The following is a 16,519-nucleotide window of genomic DNA, read 5'->3' as shown; positions in this document are numbered from 1 at the left end:
GGAAGCTTCCGTCCATGTCCAACAACGTATCCAGCGGTTCGCACAGGGTCATGACCCTGTTCTCCCGGGGACGCCTGACAGCGATCCCCCGTAAGGCCGCGCGACGCGAGCAGTTGCTCGGCCATTTGGCGGAGACCCTGTTCGAGCGCGGCCGGGAGTACACCGAGCGCGAGGTGAACGACGCACTGCGCACCGTGCACGACGACTGTGCGGCGCTGCGCCGCTACCTCGTGGTGTCCGGCCTGCTGACGCGGGCGAGAGACGGCAGCGCCTACCGCCGCGGTCACTAGGGCCTCCGCTTCCCCTTTCGTACGGTACGGGCCCCACCCCACAGGCAGGGCCCGTCGGCCGAAGCTGTCAGCCGAGTCCGACAGCGAACACGTGCAACTCCGGATTCTTCGGCAGCGTCACACTCCTGATCTGCTTCCCGTCCGGGATCTCGAAGGGCGCGGTGGCGAAGACGTACGCCGCGCCGCCGGTGCCGCCCGACTGGTTCCGGTGTGCGGCGCGGGCTACGAGCGTGTTCCCGAAGACCGGATCCGAACCGCCGCCCGGCAGAGTCCAGTCACCGAACGAGAGATCGGCGGTGCCGGTGCTGCCGTCGGAGAAGGTCACCTCGGCGCTGTCCTGGTGATCCCCGTTGGTGGCCGATCCCACGAACAGCAGCCGCTTCGCGTCCTTGGCGCTCCGGGACAGATCGAGCGTCTGGCCGCCCGCGACCACGTTGTCCGGGCGCCCCTGCGGAGCCGCCGGCCACACGAACGACGTGCCCGACGCTTCGATCCGGGCTCCGCCCTTCAGACCGGCGGCGGCGAGCGCCTGCCGCGAGTAGCTGTTGCCCGCGCCGTCGAAGTCGGCCTGCCCGTGGTCCGCGTCGTCGGAGAGCCCGGTGTTGTCGTACGCGGCAGCCGGACTGCCGTCCGCCGCCACCAGCACGATCGCGGAGAGCCGTACGGTGTTCCCCTTCCCGGAACCCCGTACGGTCAGCGGAACCTCGTAGTAGCCATCGGGCGTCTTCGGCCCCGCCTGGACTGCCAGGCCGACACGCCCCGAACCGGTGCCCTTGTCCAGTTTGAGCTGCTTCGTGGTCGCGGACACCGTCAGACCCTTCGGCGGGGAAGCGGCCACGGTCAGGCTCTGGTCCCGCCCGGCGAGGCGCTGCGCGTCGACCGTGATGTCGGCGCCTTCGCCACCCGGCGCCGCGGTGACCTGGTTGGGGGTCGCGTTCGCCAGGAAGGACCGTTCACCCGTGCGGTACGACGGGGGCGCTGCCGCCGCCGATGTCGCCCAGTGGGTGTCGGGCGTCCCGGACAGGGTGAAGTCCAGCCGACCGCCCCGGGACGCCGCTGACTTGGGCAGGTAGGTGCGTTCCCAGTCGCGGCCGTCGAGCTTCAGATCGTGGACGTACGGAGTGCCGGCCGACGCCTTCGGGGCACGGATGTCCAGGTCGCTGCCCTTGCCGGGCAGATCGAGCACGGCCCGCTCGAACAATGGGCTGTGCACGGCCAGATCGGATGTGCCCGGCGTCGAGGGATATACACCGAGCGCGGCCCAGACGTACCACGACGACTGGGCGCCCAGGTCGTCATTGCCCGGCTCGCCGTCCGGTGTGGGGGTGAACAGCGAGGTGGCCACATCCCGTACGGCCTTCTGCGTCTTCCACGGCTGCCCGAGATAGTCGTAGACCCACGGCACCCCGAAGTCGATCTCGTTCCCCGCCCACATGTACGGCTCGTTGGGGCCCGCGTTGAGCTTGGTGAAGAACGTGTCCAGGCGCTGGGACGCCGCGTCACGGCCACCCATGGCGGTGATCAGGCCCGCGGTGTTCTGCGGGACGAGCCAGTTGTACTGGGCGGCGTTGCCCTCGTCGAAGCCGTCCTGGCCGAACTTGCCCTCCGGCGGTGGCTGGAAGCCAGGACCGTCGGGGAAGCGGCCGTCCTCACCGCGCGGCTGGAGGTAGTCGGTCGCGGGATTGAGGATGTTCTGCCAGTTCTGGCTGCGGAGCGTGAACGTCCGGGCCGTCCTGCTGTCCCCGGCCGCGGTCGCGAGCTGTGCGATGGAGAAGTCGTCGATCGCCCACTCCAGCGTCACCGAGCCGCCGACGCGCTGGTGGTCGCCGCGTGAGGCATCGTTGTTCGGCGCGTAGCCCCGCTTGACGTAGTTCGCGATGTCGGGGCGCTCGTGGTAGGCGCCGGGCGTGCTGTCCACCGTCGTCGCACCCTTGACCAGGTACTTGAGTGCCGTCTTGAGGTCGAAGTCCCGGGCGCCGTACGCATACAGACTGGCGATGAGCGCCACGGAGTTGTCACCGGTCATCTGTCCCGTGTAGCCGTTCGCGAACGGCCAGCGTGGCCACCAGCCGCCCTGCACGGCGTCGTTGACCAGGGACTGCGCCATGTCGCTCGCCTCCTTGGGCCAGAGCATGGCCTGGAGCGGGGCGAGTGAGCGATAAGTGTCCCAGTCCGAGAAGTTCGCGTACTGCGTACGGCCCTCGGGGAGTTCGCGGACCTTGTCGTCGAAGCCGATGTAGCGCCCGTCCACGTCATTGAACGTGTTCGGGTGCATCAGTGAGTGGTAGAGCGAGGTGTAGAACGTCTTCAGCTGACCGGCGTCCCGGCCCGCGACGCGGACCTTGCGCAGCGCCGACGTCCACCGGTCACGGGTCTGCTCGCGCAGCTTGTCGAGACTCCAGCCGGGAACCTCGGACGCCATGTTGGCCTTGGCGCCGTCCACCGAGACGTACGACATGGAGATCTTGGCGCGCACGGTGCCGGCCCCGACCGTGCCGAAGGTCAGATAGGCGCCGGCCTTCGGCGCGTCCACCGTGTCACTTCCCTCGGACACCGTCTTGCCGTCCCAGGTGCCATGGGCGGTGAAGGGGCGGTCGAAGGTGATGGCGTAGTGAACGGTGTACTCGTTCCCCTTGCCGCAGAAGTTCCCGGTGGTGGCGGAGCCGGTGACCTGCCGGTCGCCGACGACGTGCATATCGGCCTGCTTGTCGCCCGCGAGACTCGCGCCGCCCTTGACCAGGACCTGCGCCGTGTCTGCGCCCTTGGGGAAGGTGAACGCCGCGAGCCCGGTGCGGGTCGACGCGGTCAGCTCGGCGCGGACCTTCGAGTCGGCCAGGGTGACCGCGTAGTACCCCGGCTCCGCCTTCTCGTCGGTGTGGGAGAAGTGCTCGGTCCTGTCCCACGGCGCTGAGCCGATGTCGCCCGTCACCGGCAGGATCGGCACATCGCCGAAGGCGGTGCAGCCGACCGACGCGTGATCGACGCTGAACCCGCGCAGGGTGTCGCTGTGGTATTGGTAGCCCGCGTACGAACCGACCGTGTCGGGCGAGAACTGCATCATCCCGAAGGGTGTGGCGGGACCGGGGAAGTTGTTGATCTCGCCCACGGTGGAGCCACCGCTTCCGGTACCGATCAGTGGGTCCACGTAGTCGGCGGGATCGGCGACGAGCTGTGCGCCCGGTGGAGCGGCGGCGTTGGACAACGTTGTCAAGGCGGCTGATGCCGGAGCTGTTGTTCCGGCGAACAGCAGCGCCGCGACTGCGGCGACCACGCCGCGAGTCTTCCAACGTCTCACGATTACCTCCTGCGAAAGGGTGCGGGCCGGGCCCACCACACACTCAGGTAGCTGACCGTGCCCGGTCAAGAGGGTGGAAGGATCGACAAGGCCGCTTCCGGCCGCGCCCGCCACCGTGGCGACGCCCCGTCAGCCGCTGTTCAAGGCTGAGAGTTGGCTGTGGGGGAGGGGTGGCAGGGCAATTGCGCCCGGGGCGGAATCGGGGGCAGGACCGTTGCCTCGGGGCAGGGAACGACATCGGTCGCCGCACAGGGCGACTCCCAGCGGGAACGGCCGGAAGGGGTACGCGCATGGAAGCGGCATACGACCGGATAGCCGACTGGTACGAGCGGGATTTCCTGGGCGCCGGGGACGCCGGGGCCTCCGACGGCAACCCCCGCGCCCTGGGCGGGCAGCTGGCGGGGCTCCTCGGCGGAGGAAGCGGTGTCTGCCTCGAGGTGGGCTGTGGCACCGGCATCCATGCCGATCGGGTGCGCGGTCTCGGCTGGACGCCGGTCGGGGTCGATCTCTCGGCCGGGATGCTGGGGCATGCCCGGGGCCGGCTGGCCGTCGCGCAGGCCGACGCCGCGCGGCTGCCCGTCCTGGACGGCGCGGTTCCGGCGGTCGTCGCGGTGATGGTCCATACCGGCATGCCCGGCTATCCGGCGGTGCTCCACGAGGTCGCCAGGGTTCTGCGCCCCGGCGGAGTGTTCGTGCACGTCGGTGTCCACCCCTGCTTCTGCGGCGGGTTCGCCGACCGGAGCGACCCGGACGCGGTGCTGCTCAGGCCGGGCTACCTCGACAACCGCTGGACCACGGAGTCCTGGACCGGCCAGGGCCTGCGGGACAAGGTGGGAGCGGGGCATCTGCCGCTGCCCCGCCTGTTCCAGGCCTTCCTGAACGCGGCACTCGTACTGGAAGAGTTCACCGAGCACGGTGCGCCCACCCCTGTCGTCCTGGGCGTCCGGGCACGGAAGCCGCTGTGAGCTCCGTCAGTCTCCGGCCGGCGCCGACCATGAACAGCGCAGGGCCGCGGTGACGAATCCCGGCCCGAAAGCCACCGCGACGCCCGACTCGCCCGGCGCGGGCGGCGCAGCGTGCAGCTTGTCCAGGACCGCCAGGACACTGACCCCGCCCAGATTCCCCATCTCGGCCAGAACGGCGCGTGAGTGCCGGGTATGTTCCTCGGTGAGTCCGAGGCTCTTGGCGACGTCAGTGATGATGCTGGGGCTTCCCGGATGGATGAGGGCCCAGTCGGGCACCTTGTGGTCCAGCCAGTCGATGACGGAGGGCATCGAATCCGCTGCGCCCTTCTGGCCCGCCTTCGTGCTGTCGAAGTGGATCCCAGTGGTGTCGAGTTTCCCGCTGTACAGATCCTCGGTATCGGGCAGCCGCATTTCGAAGGCGTTCGCGCTCACCGGATCCTCTATACGGATTCCCGGCCCGTCGGGAGGCGTCGTCGAGACGACGCAGGCGCCCGCGGAATCCCCGAACAGCGCTTTGTAGATCATGCTCTGGATCGTCGTCTCCCGGTGGCTGTAGATGGAGCTGAGCACCTCGGAGACGACCACGAGGACCTTCGTACCCGGCTCGGCGGCGGCAAGCTGTAAGGCACGGATCAGCGCCTGGATTCCGCCGGCGCAGGCCACCGTGGTCAGCGCGATGCGCCGGGTCCGCAATGGCAGTCCGAGGGCATTGCTGAGCACCACATCGTGTCCCGGAATGCCCCAGGTGGTGGCGTGCGACGTGACGATGGCGCCGATCTCCGACGGCTCGACACCCGCCTGCGCCATGGCCTGCCGCGCGGCCTGCTCGCCCATTCGTGCCGCGTGGCCGAAGCCGGTGCCCACCCGCTCCGTGACCCCCGCGTTCCCCGAGATGACCGGCGAGTCCAGCGGGGCCACGAAGTACCTTTTGTCCACCTGGAGGTTGTCGATCACCCGCTCGTACACCTTCAGTCGCGGGTCGTCCGGGTGGTTCCGCGCGATGTCGTCGATGATGTCCCGGGTGCTCACCTCGAACTCCGGCAGAACGATCGCGGGACGGCTGACGTAGGCGGGCATGGGCAGCTCCCATTAATGCTCGATTACATGTACGAACAACGTACGCCAGTGCGTTCCATCTTTCACGAAAGTCCCGCAGTCTGATCACCCGTTAACCCCGGAGGGGCGTCGTGTGATCGTCCATCAGGTGTCCAATAGATCGATGAGGTTGTGCGCTGCACGCAAGTCCGCATTCCTGCGGTGTTCGCCCGGCGGTCCGGGCCGGAAGGTGAGCAGCATCAGCCGGGAGCCCGGTGATGTGACTGGCTCCGCCGCGGATATGCTTACCATTCCCTCGCCCAACTGGGGGTGACAGACTGGGCGTTGTGCCCCATCTGGAAATGGCAGCGCCAGGAAGGGAGTTGCTTCGTACAGCGGACCTGCCACCGGATCGTGCAGTACGTACTCCTCGATCCGAGCCAGATCCTTGTTGTCCGGGCGCTCCTGGGTCGCCCGCCGCAACTGGCCCAGCACGAAGGGCGCCCAGCTCCGCTCCCAGTCCAGCAGTACGCTGTGCCGTTCGGGGTGGACCGCCATGAACATCAGTGCGTTCTGCGGTGCCTCGCCACCGGGGAACAGCTCCCGGTACTCCTTGTTGCAGGTGATCAGATTCCATGCGGAGTCGACCAGATAGGCCATGACGCCGTGGATCAGCTCCACAGCCTTCCAGGCCCCCGGGACCTCCATGCCCGAGGTGTTGTGGAGCGGGGCGGGGACTTCGCGGCGCGTCAGCCAGTACAGCGTCGTCCACTCCTGCTCCGTCATCCTCAGTAACCGTGCGAGATCGCCGAGGTATGCCGGATTGGGTCGGTGCTCGGGCCCGTTGATGAGCCGCCCGTAGGTGCCCCGGGCCCTGTGTGTCAGTGCGTCTATCTGCTCCTGGCTCAGCCCGTTGACCGGGCGCCCGGCTCCGCTTCGCTCCGTATAGCCGACCGTCTCGGGCGCGATGGCCGCCCGGCGGCTCTCCAGCAGCGTGCGCAGAGCTGCTGTTTCCTGGGTGGAGAGCGTCATATTTCCCCCGTAACTGCCCGCTGTGTGGCGGGTCCACAATTATCTGCAGGTCTTTTGCGTGGAAAGACGGGCCGGCTCCGGCCAGACTCTGACCAGTCGCAGGTGGAAAGTGCAGAGTGTCTGCTGCATTCGCGAAAGGTAGGGGACTTGCAATGCCATCCCAGCGGTCCGTGCTCATCGTTGATGGTCACAGTGAGGTGAGCCAGGGGATCACGAAGGCGCTGCAAGAGTGCGGCGACAGCGTCGCCGCGCTGTACTCCGGTCCGGAAGCGCCCATGGGGCCGGACCTGACCGTGGCGTGTGATGTGACGGACGAGTCCCAGATCGACGGAGCGCTCGCTCTCGTCGAGGAGCGGCACGGACCTGTTGGCATCGTCATCGCCTCCATCGACCTGTCGTGCGATCTGATGCTCAGGGACGACCGGTTCGTCTCGGTCGCGGACAACCGGATCATCGGCACCTTCCGGCTGATCCGCAGGGCCGTGCCCGCCCTCAGGGCGAGCGGCCAGGGGCGCATCATCTTTCTCTGTACCTCCGCTCAGGACGGCCTCTCCGCCCGGCAGTTCGGCAGCACGTCGGAGGCCGCGCTCCGGGGGTTCGTCAGCCGAATGGCCCGTGACGAGGCGTTTCACGGCATCACCTGCAATGTCGTCACTCTCAATTCACCCCTGGGCCAGCGGGTTTCGCTGCGCGGCGCCACGCAACCGGCAGCCCTCTGGCAGACGCAGGTCGATGCGCCGCTGGTGGCCGCCGCGGCCAAGAACGTCAAACTGCTCGCTTCTCCGGACGCCGACGGGGTCAACGGCGAGTACATCGGAGTGGAAAGCCGTCTGCTCATGGTCTCCTGACTTTCCTTCCCAGCCGTGCCGTCCCCGTGAACGGCATCGGCATTCCGGCCCGGCCCTGTGCCGGTGAGCCGGGAAACCGCAGCGGCGCCACCGTGTTCAGGTCACGGTGGCGCCGCTGTTCGGGGGGAGCGCCCGGCGGTCTGCTGTAAATCGGGGGTCCGTCTCAGGCGCTCTGTGGGGTGGCGGTTCGCAGGGCGTCGGCAGGAACCTCTTCGTGATCGCTCTGCTGGAGATTCACGAAGATCATCCCGTACCGGATGACGCACCGGACTGGCTGTGGCGCGCCGCGTGGTCGTCGCAGACACCGGAATGCCTCGAGTTCTCCGTCGGCTGCGTTACGGCAGACGACGACGGGTTCGCCCAGGATGGTCACCATCAGTGAATCGCCTGGCTCGGGCAGTGCGCTGAGCAAGTCGATGAGATGCCATCCGGACCTGTGGGCCACGGCCATCTCGCGCCGGAACCGCCGGTCCTCCGGTGGGGTTGTCATGGGCGAGACGCTATGGGCGTGGATGTGCCGTTGTCGAGATCTCAGAGGCTCTGAGCAGGGTGAACGAATGTTTTCGGACACAGCTTGGGTGAAAATCGATGGTATGGATCGGGTGTCTTGCCCGCGCACCCGCTGATTTCGAAGAAAGTCCCGGCGAAACCAGCTTTTCTTCGCGCCGGATCACAGCCGGTCGCGACGAACCGTAGCTGACCACGACGGGGCAGGCTGAGCGGCACTGATCACGACGGACTGGGTCGCGGACTCGGGGCGCTGCCGGTGTGGGCCGTCGGGCTGTGCCGGTACGCCGTCACGGGCGGCGGCGCCCGGCTCAGGAGCCACTGACCGCCGCAGGGGTGGCCCCCGGGCTGTGCGAGTTCCAGGCCCGGGGTGAGGGCCCGTCGCGGCAGCATCATGGCGCAGGTGCGTATGACCGGCCATCGCCGGGGACGGCAGCGGAGGCCGGCGCTGCCCGGCGGGTCAACCCGGGAGGTCCCCCTGAAGCGCGCGGACGAGGCCGGTCTCGGCGTCCCCCGTCAGGCTGCGGCGGTAGGCCTGCTCGTAGGCCGGATCCCCTGCCGACTCGCGGGCCTGGCGCTCCCAGACGTCTCGGATCACGGCCAGCTCAGGGGTGCCGCGGTGCGGGTGGCCGATCATGAGCCAGTAGACATGGCCGGTACCCGAGGTACGTGCGGCCTCCACCCCGTCGCCCCTGGCGGCGATGGCCCCGGCGAGGAGGTCGAGTCCGAGTGCGATGCCGAGGCTGTCGTGGAGCTGGTGCTTGCCCGAGAGCATCGAGCGTGCGTGGCTCTCCGCCTCCTGCGGCCTGCCCTGGAGCAGATGTATCAGCGCGAGCTGGTGGTCGGCGTAGGCTCGGGCCCAGTACTCGCCGTAGCGCAGGCTGAGTTGCTGCAGAGCGGTTGCGTCCTCGTACGCCTCGTCGAGCCGGCCCAGGGCCGAGAGGGCGAAGACTCTTATCACCCGGCACCGCATCTGCGACGGGGCCTCGAGAGGATCGCCCGGGAGGTTCCGCAGTGCGTGGTCGCTGACGTCGTGAGCGGTCTGCGGGCGGCCCATCATCAGGTAGTTGAAGCTGACGGCGTGAGCTGCGGAGAGCATGGACTCCGCGTCACGGTCGTGCCAGGCCGCCACGCTGCACCTCTCGCCGAGGCCGCGTGCCGCCTCGTGGTCACCCTGCAGGGTGAGAGTGATCCCGAGGGCCCAGAGGGCTCGGGTCCGGTGCGGGCCGCCGCCGGTCTCCAGGGCGAGAGCCCGCTGCAGGAAGACCCGGGCCCGCTGGAGATGCCCGCAGCAGCTCCAGAAGAGCCCGGTGCACCCGGCCATGTCCACTGCCTTCTCCGGGTCCACGGTGAGGAGGTGGTCGAGGGCGGCGCAGAGGTCGGCGTCGGTGTCGGCGATCCGGCGGTACCAGTCGACCTGTCGCGGACCGAGCCATCCGCTGTGGGCCTGGCGCGCCAGTTCGGCGAAGTGCATCGCGTGCCGTCCGGCGAGCGCGCGCTGTTCTCCCAGCTCCCCGAGCCACATCGCACCGTACTCGCGCAGGGTGTCGAGCATCCGGTAGCGCGTCCCGTCGCGATGCAGTACGGACTGGGCGGCAAGCCTCCCCAGAACGGCGGGGATGTCCGCCGCGGCGAGCGGGCCGCCCGAGCAAACGGCCTGTACGTCGACCTCGTCGACGGCGCCGGGAAAGACGGAGAGCCGTGCCCACAACAGGCGTTCGGCCGGGGTGCACAGCTCGTGACTCCAGCCGATGGCGGTACGCAGCGCACGGTGGCGCTGCGGCCAGGCGTGCCCGTCGCTGAGGAAGTCGAGCCGGGAGGTCAGCCGTTCGGCGATCTGGTCGAGGCTGTTCTCCGCGAGCCGGGCACAGGCCAGTTCGACGGCGAGGGGGATGCCCTCCAGACGCCGGCAGATGCCCGCCGCCGTCGCTGAGGCCTCCGGTGAGTCGAGGGACAGCCGCGGGGCAGCGGCGGCGGCGCGGTCCCGGAAGAGCCGCATGGCCTCCTCGCCGTCACCGTCAGCGGTGAGCGGCGGCACGTCCAGACGGTATTCGGCCGGGAGCCCGAGCGGTTCCCGGCTGGTGGCGAGTACGGCCAGCCCCGGTGCGGCAGCGAGGAGTTCGCCGACGAGATGGCTGCAGGAGGCCAGGACCCGCTCGCAGCAGTCGAGAACCAGCAGCAGATTCCGGTCGGCGAGCCGCTCGCAGAGCGCTTCCACCGGCCGGGCCAGATCGTGGTCCAGGAGGCCGACCGCGTCGGAGACCGTGCCGATCAGCAGCCGGTCGTCGTAGAGGTGCGAGAGGTCGGCCCACCACACCCCGTCGGCGTACCGTTCTCCGGCCCGCTCGGCAGCGCTCAGAGCCAGCCGGCTCTTGCCGACCCCGCCCCCGCCGGTGAGAGTCACCAGACGGTGCTTTTCGAGTGCCCGTGCCGCACCGCGCAGTTCGCCGGTCCTGCCGACGAAACTGGTCGCGACGACCGGAAGATATCCCGCCACGGGTACATCTTGGACCCGAGACGGTCCTTGGCCGATATGCGCGGCGAGGAACGGCCAGAATTGGCCGATAGTGTGTTGTGAACAACCAGAAGGCAAAGCGGTGTTGGCGTGTTCTGTCGGTATCGGCTCCCAGTTGGCGCAGACACCGTACAGAGTGGAACAAGCCTTCCGTGCGGGACGCCGGGGGTGTAGAGAACCGGGACGCCGACCTGCCCCGCCGCCCGGCCGTGTCCCGCCGGCGGCGTCCGGGGAATCCTCCGGCGGGACTGCGGACGGGCCGGTTGCCGGCTCACTGGCCCATGACGTACTTCACGGTGGGGCCGGTGGTCCAGCCGCCGTCCACGGCGAGCTCCGCGCCGGTGACGTACGACGCGGCGTCGGACAGCAGGAACACGACGGCGCCGGCGATCTCCGGGGGCTCGCCGACCCGGCCCATCGGAGTGTTCGGGTACTTGCCCTCGCCCTTCTCGATGCCGAGCGCGGCGGTCATCGGGGTGTGGGTCATCCCGGGGTGTACGGAGTTGACGCGGATGTGCTCGGTGCCGAGTTCGACGGCCCCGATCTTCGTCAGTCCGCGTACGCCCCACTTGGACGCGCCGTAACCCGCGGTGAGTGCCAGGCCCATCAGGCCCGCGGCCGACGAGATGTTGACGATCGATCCGCCGCCGCTCTCCCGCATCGCCGGAATGACCGATTTCATGCCGATGAAGACCCCGGTGAGGTTGATGTCGAGCACCCGCCGGAAGCTCTCCACGGACTCGGTCTCCAGATACGCGCCGGTCGATATGCCGGCGTTGTTGACGAGGCCGTGGATCCCGCCGAACTCGGAGGTCGCGAACGCGACGACGCGCGCCCACTCCTCCTCGGATGTGACGTCGTGGTGCAGGAAGCGGGCCCGTGCGCCGAGCTCGGCGGCGGTGGCCGCGCCTTCCTCGTCCAGGACGTCGGTGATTACCACCTGGGCTCCGGTTGCGACGGCCTGCCGGGCGGCTTCGGCGCCCAGCCCGCGGGCGCCACCGGTGATGACGACGGTCTTTCCGGTGAGGTCATTCATGATTCATTCCTTCGTTCTGCTTGTGCACGGGCTCTGTCGTGAGCCTCATGCGGTACGGGGGCCGTCAGCAGGGCGGCCGTCATCGACACGAGGTCGGCGAGGAAGAACGGTTCGCCGGTGAGCGGCTCGGCGCCGGCGAGGTACTGGCGGGCCCGGTCCGCCATCGAAGCGCCGACCAGGGTCAGCGCCAGGTCCACGCGCTCCAGCCGGACCGGCTCCGGCAGCGTTTCCAGGCAGCGGTCCAGCCGGCCGATGAGCTGCCAGTAGACGGTGCCTTCGAGGGTCGGGTGCGGGGTGCGGGCGCGCACCCCGCTCTCGTGGCTGAGCTGAGCGGAGATCTGCAGACAGCGCTGGCCGCGCTCCGTGCGCAGCTCGGTCGCCTCGGCGGTGACCAGGGCGGTGAGCAGTCCGTGCAGGTCCTGTCCGCCGTCGCCGAGCAGCTCCGCCAGGACGGCCTCCGTACGCCGCTGGCGTCCGGCCATCACCGTGTCGAGCAGGCCACCTCGCGAACCGAAGTGGTACTGCACCGCTGATGGATTGCTCTGTCCCGCCAGCCGGATGATGTCGCGCAGCTGTGCGCCGTCGACGCCCTGTGCGGCGAAGATCTCCTCGGCCGCGCGGATCAGTTTCTCCCGGGTTTCGGGTCCTGATGTCCTCGCCATGCACCTACCTTAATGCTGGCCATTATTAAAAGGCGAATGGCCAGGTCGGCGCGGATGCCATGGGGTCTTCGGACGGGAACGCAGGGGTTTTCAGTACGTGCTGGTGCTCACCGTGCGGGCAGGGGACGGCCGAACCGCACAGCGACGCCGGGGGAATAGAGCACGCTGACGGGGGCGGCTGCCGGCGAGGGGAGCCCTGCCGCCGCGACGAGGTTCTCGGCGCACTCGGTGAGCTCCGCACGGTACAGCGGCCAGCGGGGGTGGCTGTTGGGCAGGTACACCGGACGGCCGAGGATGCTCGTGTGCAGTCCCCACCGCGCGGTGACGAAGTGCTCCAGCTCGCTGGGCTCCCGGACGCGTTCCCCGATCCGCAGCCCGATCCTGCTGAACGCGCCCGGCGGTCCGGGGCCCCGTCGGCGGCTGGTGTACGTCAGGAGATCCCCGTCGCGGTCCACGGTCATGCGGGACCACACGTAGGGCAGCCGGAAGGCTGCTCTTCCGACGGCCACCGGAATGAGGCGGGCGGCGTCGAGCGAGCGGAACACCACGCCGCGCTGTCCCCTGCCGTCCACGGAGTACAGGCGCACATTGGTCTCGGGGAAGGTGCCCACGTAGGGCATGCCCGGGAGCCCGAGCCATCCGATCCTGTGCATGCGGAAGGCGACGAGCCCCACGTACGTCACCCCGCCGATGACGTCGGGGAACGTGCCCCGCGGCAGCAGCGGTGCCACGTCGGCCGGGTCCGCGGCCCAGTGCAGGAATGCCAGGTCCAGCCATGACTGGGTGAGGAGCGGCCTGGGCTCCTCCCGGGGCGGGTCGGGAGTGATGGGCTCGGAGGCGCTCGGTCCGGACGGCACGCCGTCAGCATGGCAGACCGGTGCGGGTCCGGTGCGGTGCCCGGTGTCCGGAAAATTTCTGGGCGGACCCCGCATCCTTTGGGGCTCCTCATTCGTCTCCTGTGCGAGCGGCATTCTCATGAGGCCGCACTGCAGCGGCATTTGGAGTACTCATCTTGAAAATCGGCATTAAGGGCATTCGTCGCATGTCGGTGGTGGTCGCCACCGCCGGCGCTGTGACGACGGTCGGGGCGTTCGGCGCCACGGCCGAGGCCGCCACACCCAAAGCGCCCACGATCGTCGCCAAGGGCGGCTTCGTGATGAACAACGGAACGGCGAAGACGCTCTTCACCAAGGCTGCGGACACGCGCCGTTCCACCGGTTCCACCACCAAGATCATGACGATCCGGGTGGTGCTCGCGCAGAAGAACCTCAACCTGAATTCCAAGGTCACGATCCAGAAGGCGTACAGCGACTACATCGTCTCGAAGAGCGCGTCGTCGGCCCGTCTGATCGTCGGGGACAAGGTCACCGTCAGGCAGCTGCTGTACGGCCTGATGCTCCCGTCCGGCTGCGACGCGGCGTACGCACTCGCGGACAAGTACGGCAGCGGCTCGACCCGGGCAGCACGCGTGAAGTCGTTCATCGGCAAGATGAACTCCACCGCGAAGACGCTCGGCCTGAAGAACACGCACTTCGACTCGTTCGACGGCATAGGGAGTGGCGGAAACTACTCGACCCCGCGTGACCTGACGAAGCTCGCCAGCAACGCGATGAAGTACTCCACCTTCCGCACGGTCGTGAAGACGAAGTCGACCAAGCAGAAGGTCACGACCAAGAGCGGTGGCTACCGCTACATGTCGTGGACCAACACCAACAAACTGCTCGGCAGTTACCCGGGCACCATCGGCCTCAAGACCGGGTCGGGGCCCGAGGCCAAGTACTGCCTGGTCTTCGCCGCCACCCGGGGCAGCAAGACTGTCATCGGGACCGTACTCGCATCCTCATCGGAGGCGAACCGGACCGCGGACGCGAAGAAGCTGATGGACTACGCCTTCAAGAAGTAGTCCGGCCCGTACCGCACAAGGGGGTCTGTGCGTGGCCATCCGGCCGCGCGCAGGCCCCCGCGTGTGTGTCAGGGGGGCGGGCCGTGCGGCCGCCGCGTCAACGCCCTCGCGCTCCCCGGGCCGTGCGGCCTCAGGCACCGGCCGCGCAACGCCAGAAATCACGCATCAGCGCGGGCGGGGCCGGTGAGGTCATCGCCACCTGGCTGAGCAGAACCGTGACAGTGCCGGTGGACGGAGTGATGTGCGCGGTGGTGCCGGTGCCGCCGACCCAGCCGTAGCGGCCCGGCGTGTTCCAGGCGTCGGCGGTCGTGACGTCGACGGACCCGCCGAACCCCCACCCCTGGCCCTCCAGGAAGAGTGTGCTCGCGGTGCGCTGCGCCGGCGTCAGGTGATCCGTGGTCATCAGGCGCACCGAATCGGGTGACAGCAGCGGTCGCCCACCGCCGAGAAGCATCCGGGCGAAGGAGTACCAGTCGTCGGCGGTCGAGACCAGTCCGCCGGCGCCGGACGGGAAAGCGGGCAGCCTGTCCCACTCGCCTTCGGCGGTGTCGACGGGGTCGAGTCCACCCGCAGGACCGGTTCGGTAGTAGCCGGTGAGCCGGTCGCGACCTGCCGCCGGTACCTCGAATCCCGTGTCGGTCATGCCCAGTGGTGCGAAGAGCCGCTCGGCCATGAACTCGGGCAGCGGGCGACCGGAGACCCTGGCGATCAGCACCCCCAGAATGTCGGAGCAGGTGTTGTACAGCCAGGCCTCTCCCGGCTGGTGCAGCAGCGGAATACGGGACAGCGCCGCCATCCAGTCGTCCGGTGCCGGCGCCGGACGGGACTGGGGAGGGCCTTGACGCAGCTCGCTGAAGAGCGGCTGGACCGCCGGCAGCGAGAAGTCGGACGGGAATCCGTACCCGGCGCGGAAGGTGAGCAGATCCAGCACGGTGATCGGCCGGGAGGCGGCGACGACATCGTCGACCGGACTTCCCGGCGTGCGTACCACGGACGGAGACTCCAGCTCCGGCAGCCAGCGCCGGACCGGGTCGTCCAGCGTGATGCGGCCGTCCTCGATCAGCATCATCGCAGCGGCCGCGGTGACGGGTTTGGTGATCGATGCGATCCGGAAGATCGAATCCCTGGCCATGGGGGACGAGTCCCCGGCATGGGTGCGGCCGGCGGTACGGACCTCGGCCCGGTCGCCGCGAGCGACCAGGGCCACGGCGCCGGGGACGGCCCCCGAGTCGACATACGTCGTGAGAAGTGTCTGCAAGTCGGTCATGGATCCACCTTCGTGTGCGAGCGGTCGTGGGACAGACCGGGATCCCGGCGCGAAGTCATCGGTCGGAAAACAGCAGTCTTCCGCGCGAAGCGGCGGCGCGCGACGGCACGATCGCCGGTATGCGCGAGCGCTCCGCGGTCCGGGGCGGGCAGCGCGCGCCGGCCGCCGTCCCGCCCCGGCCGGCGGGCCCGGCCGACGGTCCGCCCGTTTCAGGCATCGGTGGCCCCTCTCGGGGCAACCGGTAGGACATGGTCACCAATTCAGCATCAGCACGCGGCCGCAGACAGGCGAAGCGGGCGGCGGACAGCACCGCGGTCGCGGCAGGGGCGCGCGCCGGATTCGCCGCGCGCGGCGTCATCTACGTTCTGGTGGGAGTGCTGGCCCTGCGGATCGCGTTCTCGGACGGCGGGGGAGCGCAGGCGGACCGCGGAGGCGCCATCGCCGAGATCGCGCACCGGCCGTTCGGACACGTACTCCTCTGGATCCTGGGCATCGCATTGGCGGGGATGGCTCTCTGGCGGCTGTCCGAGGCCTTCTTCGGTCAGGCCGGTCCGGACGGCAGCAAGCCCGGCAAGCGGATCATGGCGGCCGGACGCTGTGTCTTCTACGCGTTCGTCTCGTACTCCGTGCTCTCCTACGCCGCCGGTGACAAGGGGAGCGGCAGCGGATCGACGGACAAGAGTTCGCAGGACGTCACGGCGAAGGTGCTCGGCTGGCCGGGCGGGCAGTGGATCGTCGGGATCGCGGGAATCGTCGTGGCCGGTGCCGGGCTGTGGATCGCCGCGCGCGCCCTCATGCGCAAGTACCGCAAGCACTTCAAGATGTCCGGTATGTCGAAGAGCGCCCGTCGTGTCGTCGACATCACCGGGATGTTCGGCGGGTCGTCCCGGGGGGTGCTCTTCGCAGCAGCCGGCGGGTTCGCCGTCGCAGCTGCCATCCGTCACCAGCCCGGCAGGGCCAAGGGAATGGACGACACCCTGCGCTCGTTCACGGACACCCCGGCCGGGCCGTGGCTGCTGGCCCTCGTGGCTGTCGGGCTGGCCGCCTTCGGCGCGTTCTCCATGGCGAACGCGCGGTGGCGCGACGTCTGACAACCGCGGTCGCAGCGCAGGGCGCGCTGCGGAGCCGTCAGTGGGCCGCCGTGTTTCGTCCCGGTGAACACCT

Annotated in this window: 14 protein-coding genes; 5 read left to right on the top strand and 9 right to left on the bottom strand. The window is 69.1% G+C overall.

Annotated features, from left to right (window positions below):
- Positions 1–14 precede the first annotated feature (14 nt).
- Positions 15–290: a DUF2087 domain-containing protein gene (locus OG584_RS01100; RefSeq protein ID WP_405774011.1), complete on the top strand. Its 276-nt coding sequence runs from the start codon at positions 15–17 to the stop codon at positions 288–290.
- Positions 291–357: 67 nt separating this feature from the next.
- Here the strand turns inward: OG584_RS01100 and OG584_RS01095 are convergent, their stop codons facing one another.
- Positions 358–3,585 (bottom strand): GH92 family glycosyl hydrolase, encoded by a 3,228-nt coding sequence (locus tag OG584_RS01095; RefSeq protein WP_405774009.1) that lies wholly within the window; start codon positions 3,583–3,585, stop codon positions 358–360.
- A 290-nt stretch (positions 3,586–3,875) separates the two neighbouring features.
- Here OG584_RS01095 and OG584_RS01090 point away from each other — a divergent pair, with 290 nt between their 5' ends.
- Positions 3,876–4,550, top strand: a complete 675-nt coding sequence (locus OG584_RS01090; RefSeq protein WP_405774007.1) for a class I SAM-dependent methyltransferase — start codon at positions 3,876–3,878, stop codon at positions 4,548–4,550.
- A 6-nt stretch (positions 4,551–4,556) separates the two neighbouring features.
- Here the strand turns inward: OG584_RS01090 and OG584_RS01085 are convergent, their stop codons facing one another.
- Positions 4,557–5,627, bottom strand: coding sequence for a 3-oxoacyl-[acyl-carrier-protein] synthase III C-terminal domain-containing protein (locus OG584_RS01085; RefSeq protein WP_405774005.1), 1,071 nt, complete (start codon positions 5,625–5,627; stop codon positions 4,557–4,559).
- 123 nt (positions 5,628–5,750) lie between these two features.
- Positions 5,751–6,617 carry a helix-turn-helix domain-containing protein gene (locus OG584_RS01080; RefSeq protein ID WP_405774003.1) on the bottom strand — a complete coding sequence of 289 codons (867 nt, stop codon included), beginning with the start codon at positions 6,615–6,617 and terminating at the stop codon, positions 5,751–5,753.
- A 152-nt stretch (positions 6,618–6,769) separates the two neighbouring features.
- Between OG584_RS01080 and OG584_RS01075 the strand changes: the two genes are divergently transcribed.
- On the top strand, positions 6,770–7,465 hold the full coding sequence (locus OG584_RS01075) for an SDR family NAD(P)-dependent oxidoreductase (RefSeq protein WP_405774001.1): 696 nt from the start codon (positions 6,770–6,772) through the stop codon (positions 7,463–7,465).
- Between the two features lie 163 nt (positions 7,466–7,628).
- Here the strand turns inward: OG584_RS01075 and OG584_RS01070 are convergent, their stop codons facing one another.
- The 5 genes from OG584_RS01070 to OG584_RS01050 all read right to left on the bottom strand — a co-directional run bounded on the left by OG584_RS01070 (position 7,629) and on the right by OG584_RS01050 (position 13,042).
- Entirely contained in the window at positions 7,629–7,955 is a 327-nt protein-coding gene (locus OG584_RS01070) for a (2Fe-2S)-binding protein (RefSeq protein ID WP_405773999.1), read from the bottom strand.
- 477 nt (positions 7,956–8,432) lie between these two features.
- Positions 8,433–10,469 (bottom strand): ATP-binding protein, encoded by a 2,037-nt coding sequence (locus OG584_RS01065; RefSeq protein WP_405773997.1) that lies wholly within the window; start codon positions 10,467–10,469, stop codon positions 8,433–8,435.
- Positions 10,470–10,758: 289 nt separating this feature from the next.
- Positions 10,759–11,523, bottom strand: coding sequence for an SDR family oxidoreductase (locus OG584_RS01060; RefSeq protein WP_405773995.1), 765 nt, complete (start codon positions 11,521–11,523; stop codon positions 10,759–10,761).
- The gene (locus OG584_RS01055; protein WP_405773993.1) at positions 11,520–12,185 is read right to left on the bottom strand and encodes a TetR/AcrR family transcriptional regulator; all 666 of its coding nucleotides are present in this window, start codon (positions 12,183–12,185) and stop codon (positions 11,520–11,522) included. The genes OG584_RS01060 and OG584_RS01055 overlap by 4 nt, the downstream gene beginning before the upstream one ends.
- Before the next feature lie 107 nt (positions 12,186–12,292).
- Positions 12,293–13,042, bottom strand: a complete 750-nt coding sequence (locus tag OG584_RS01050) for a YqjF family protein (protein ID WP_405773991.1) — start codon at positions 13,040–13,042, stop codon at positions 12,293–12,295.
- A gap of 155 nt (positions 13,043–13,197) precedes the next feature.
- On the opposite strand from OG584_RS01050, the gene OG584_RS01045 reads away from it, so the two are divergent.
- Complete coding sequence (locus OG584_RS01045) at positions 13,198–14,088, top strand: D-alanyl-D-alanine carboxypeptidase family protein (protein ID WP_405773989.1); 891 nt, start codon at positions 13,198–13,200, stop codon at positions 14,086–14,088.
- Between the two features lie 130 nt (positions 14,089–14,218).
- Here the strand turns inward: OG584_RS01045 and OG584_RS01040 are convergent, their stop codons facing one another.
- Positions 14,219–15,355 carry a serine hydrolase domain-containing protein gene (locus OG584_RS01040; protein ID WP_405773987.1) on the bottom strand — a complete coding sequence of 379 codons (1,137 nt, stop codon included), beginning with the start codon at positions 15,353–15,355 and terminating at the stop codon, positions 14,219–14,221.
- 248 nt (positions 15,356–15,603) lie between these two features.
- Here OG584_RS01040 and OG584_RS01035 point away from each other — a divergent pair, with 248 nt between their 5' ends.
- Positions 15,604–16,446: a DUF1206 domain-containing protein gene (locus tag OG584_RS01035; RefSeq protein WP_405773985.1), complete on the top strand. Its 843-nt coding sequence runs from the start codon at positions 15,604–15,606 to the stop codon at positions 16,444–16,446.
- Positions 16,447–16,519: the final 73 nt, after the last annotated feature.

The sequence above is a fragment of the Streptomyces sp. NBC_00859 genome (genome assembly GCF_045161865.1).
In the GTDB taxonomy this organism is placed as follows: domain Bacteria; phylum Actinomycetota; class Actinomycetes; order Streptomycetales; family Streptomycetaceae; genus Streptomyces.
The sequence above is the reverse complement of the archived record's forward strand: the minus strand, read 5'-3'. Positions and strand labels throughout refer to the sequence as shown.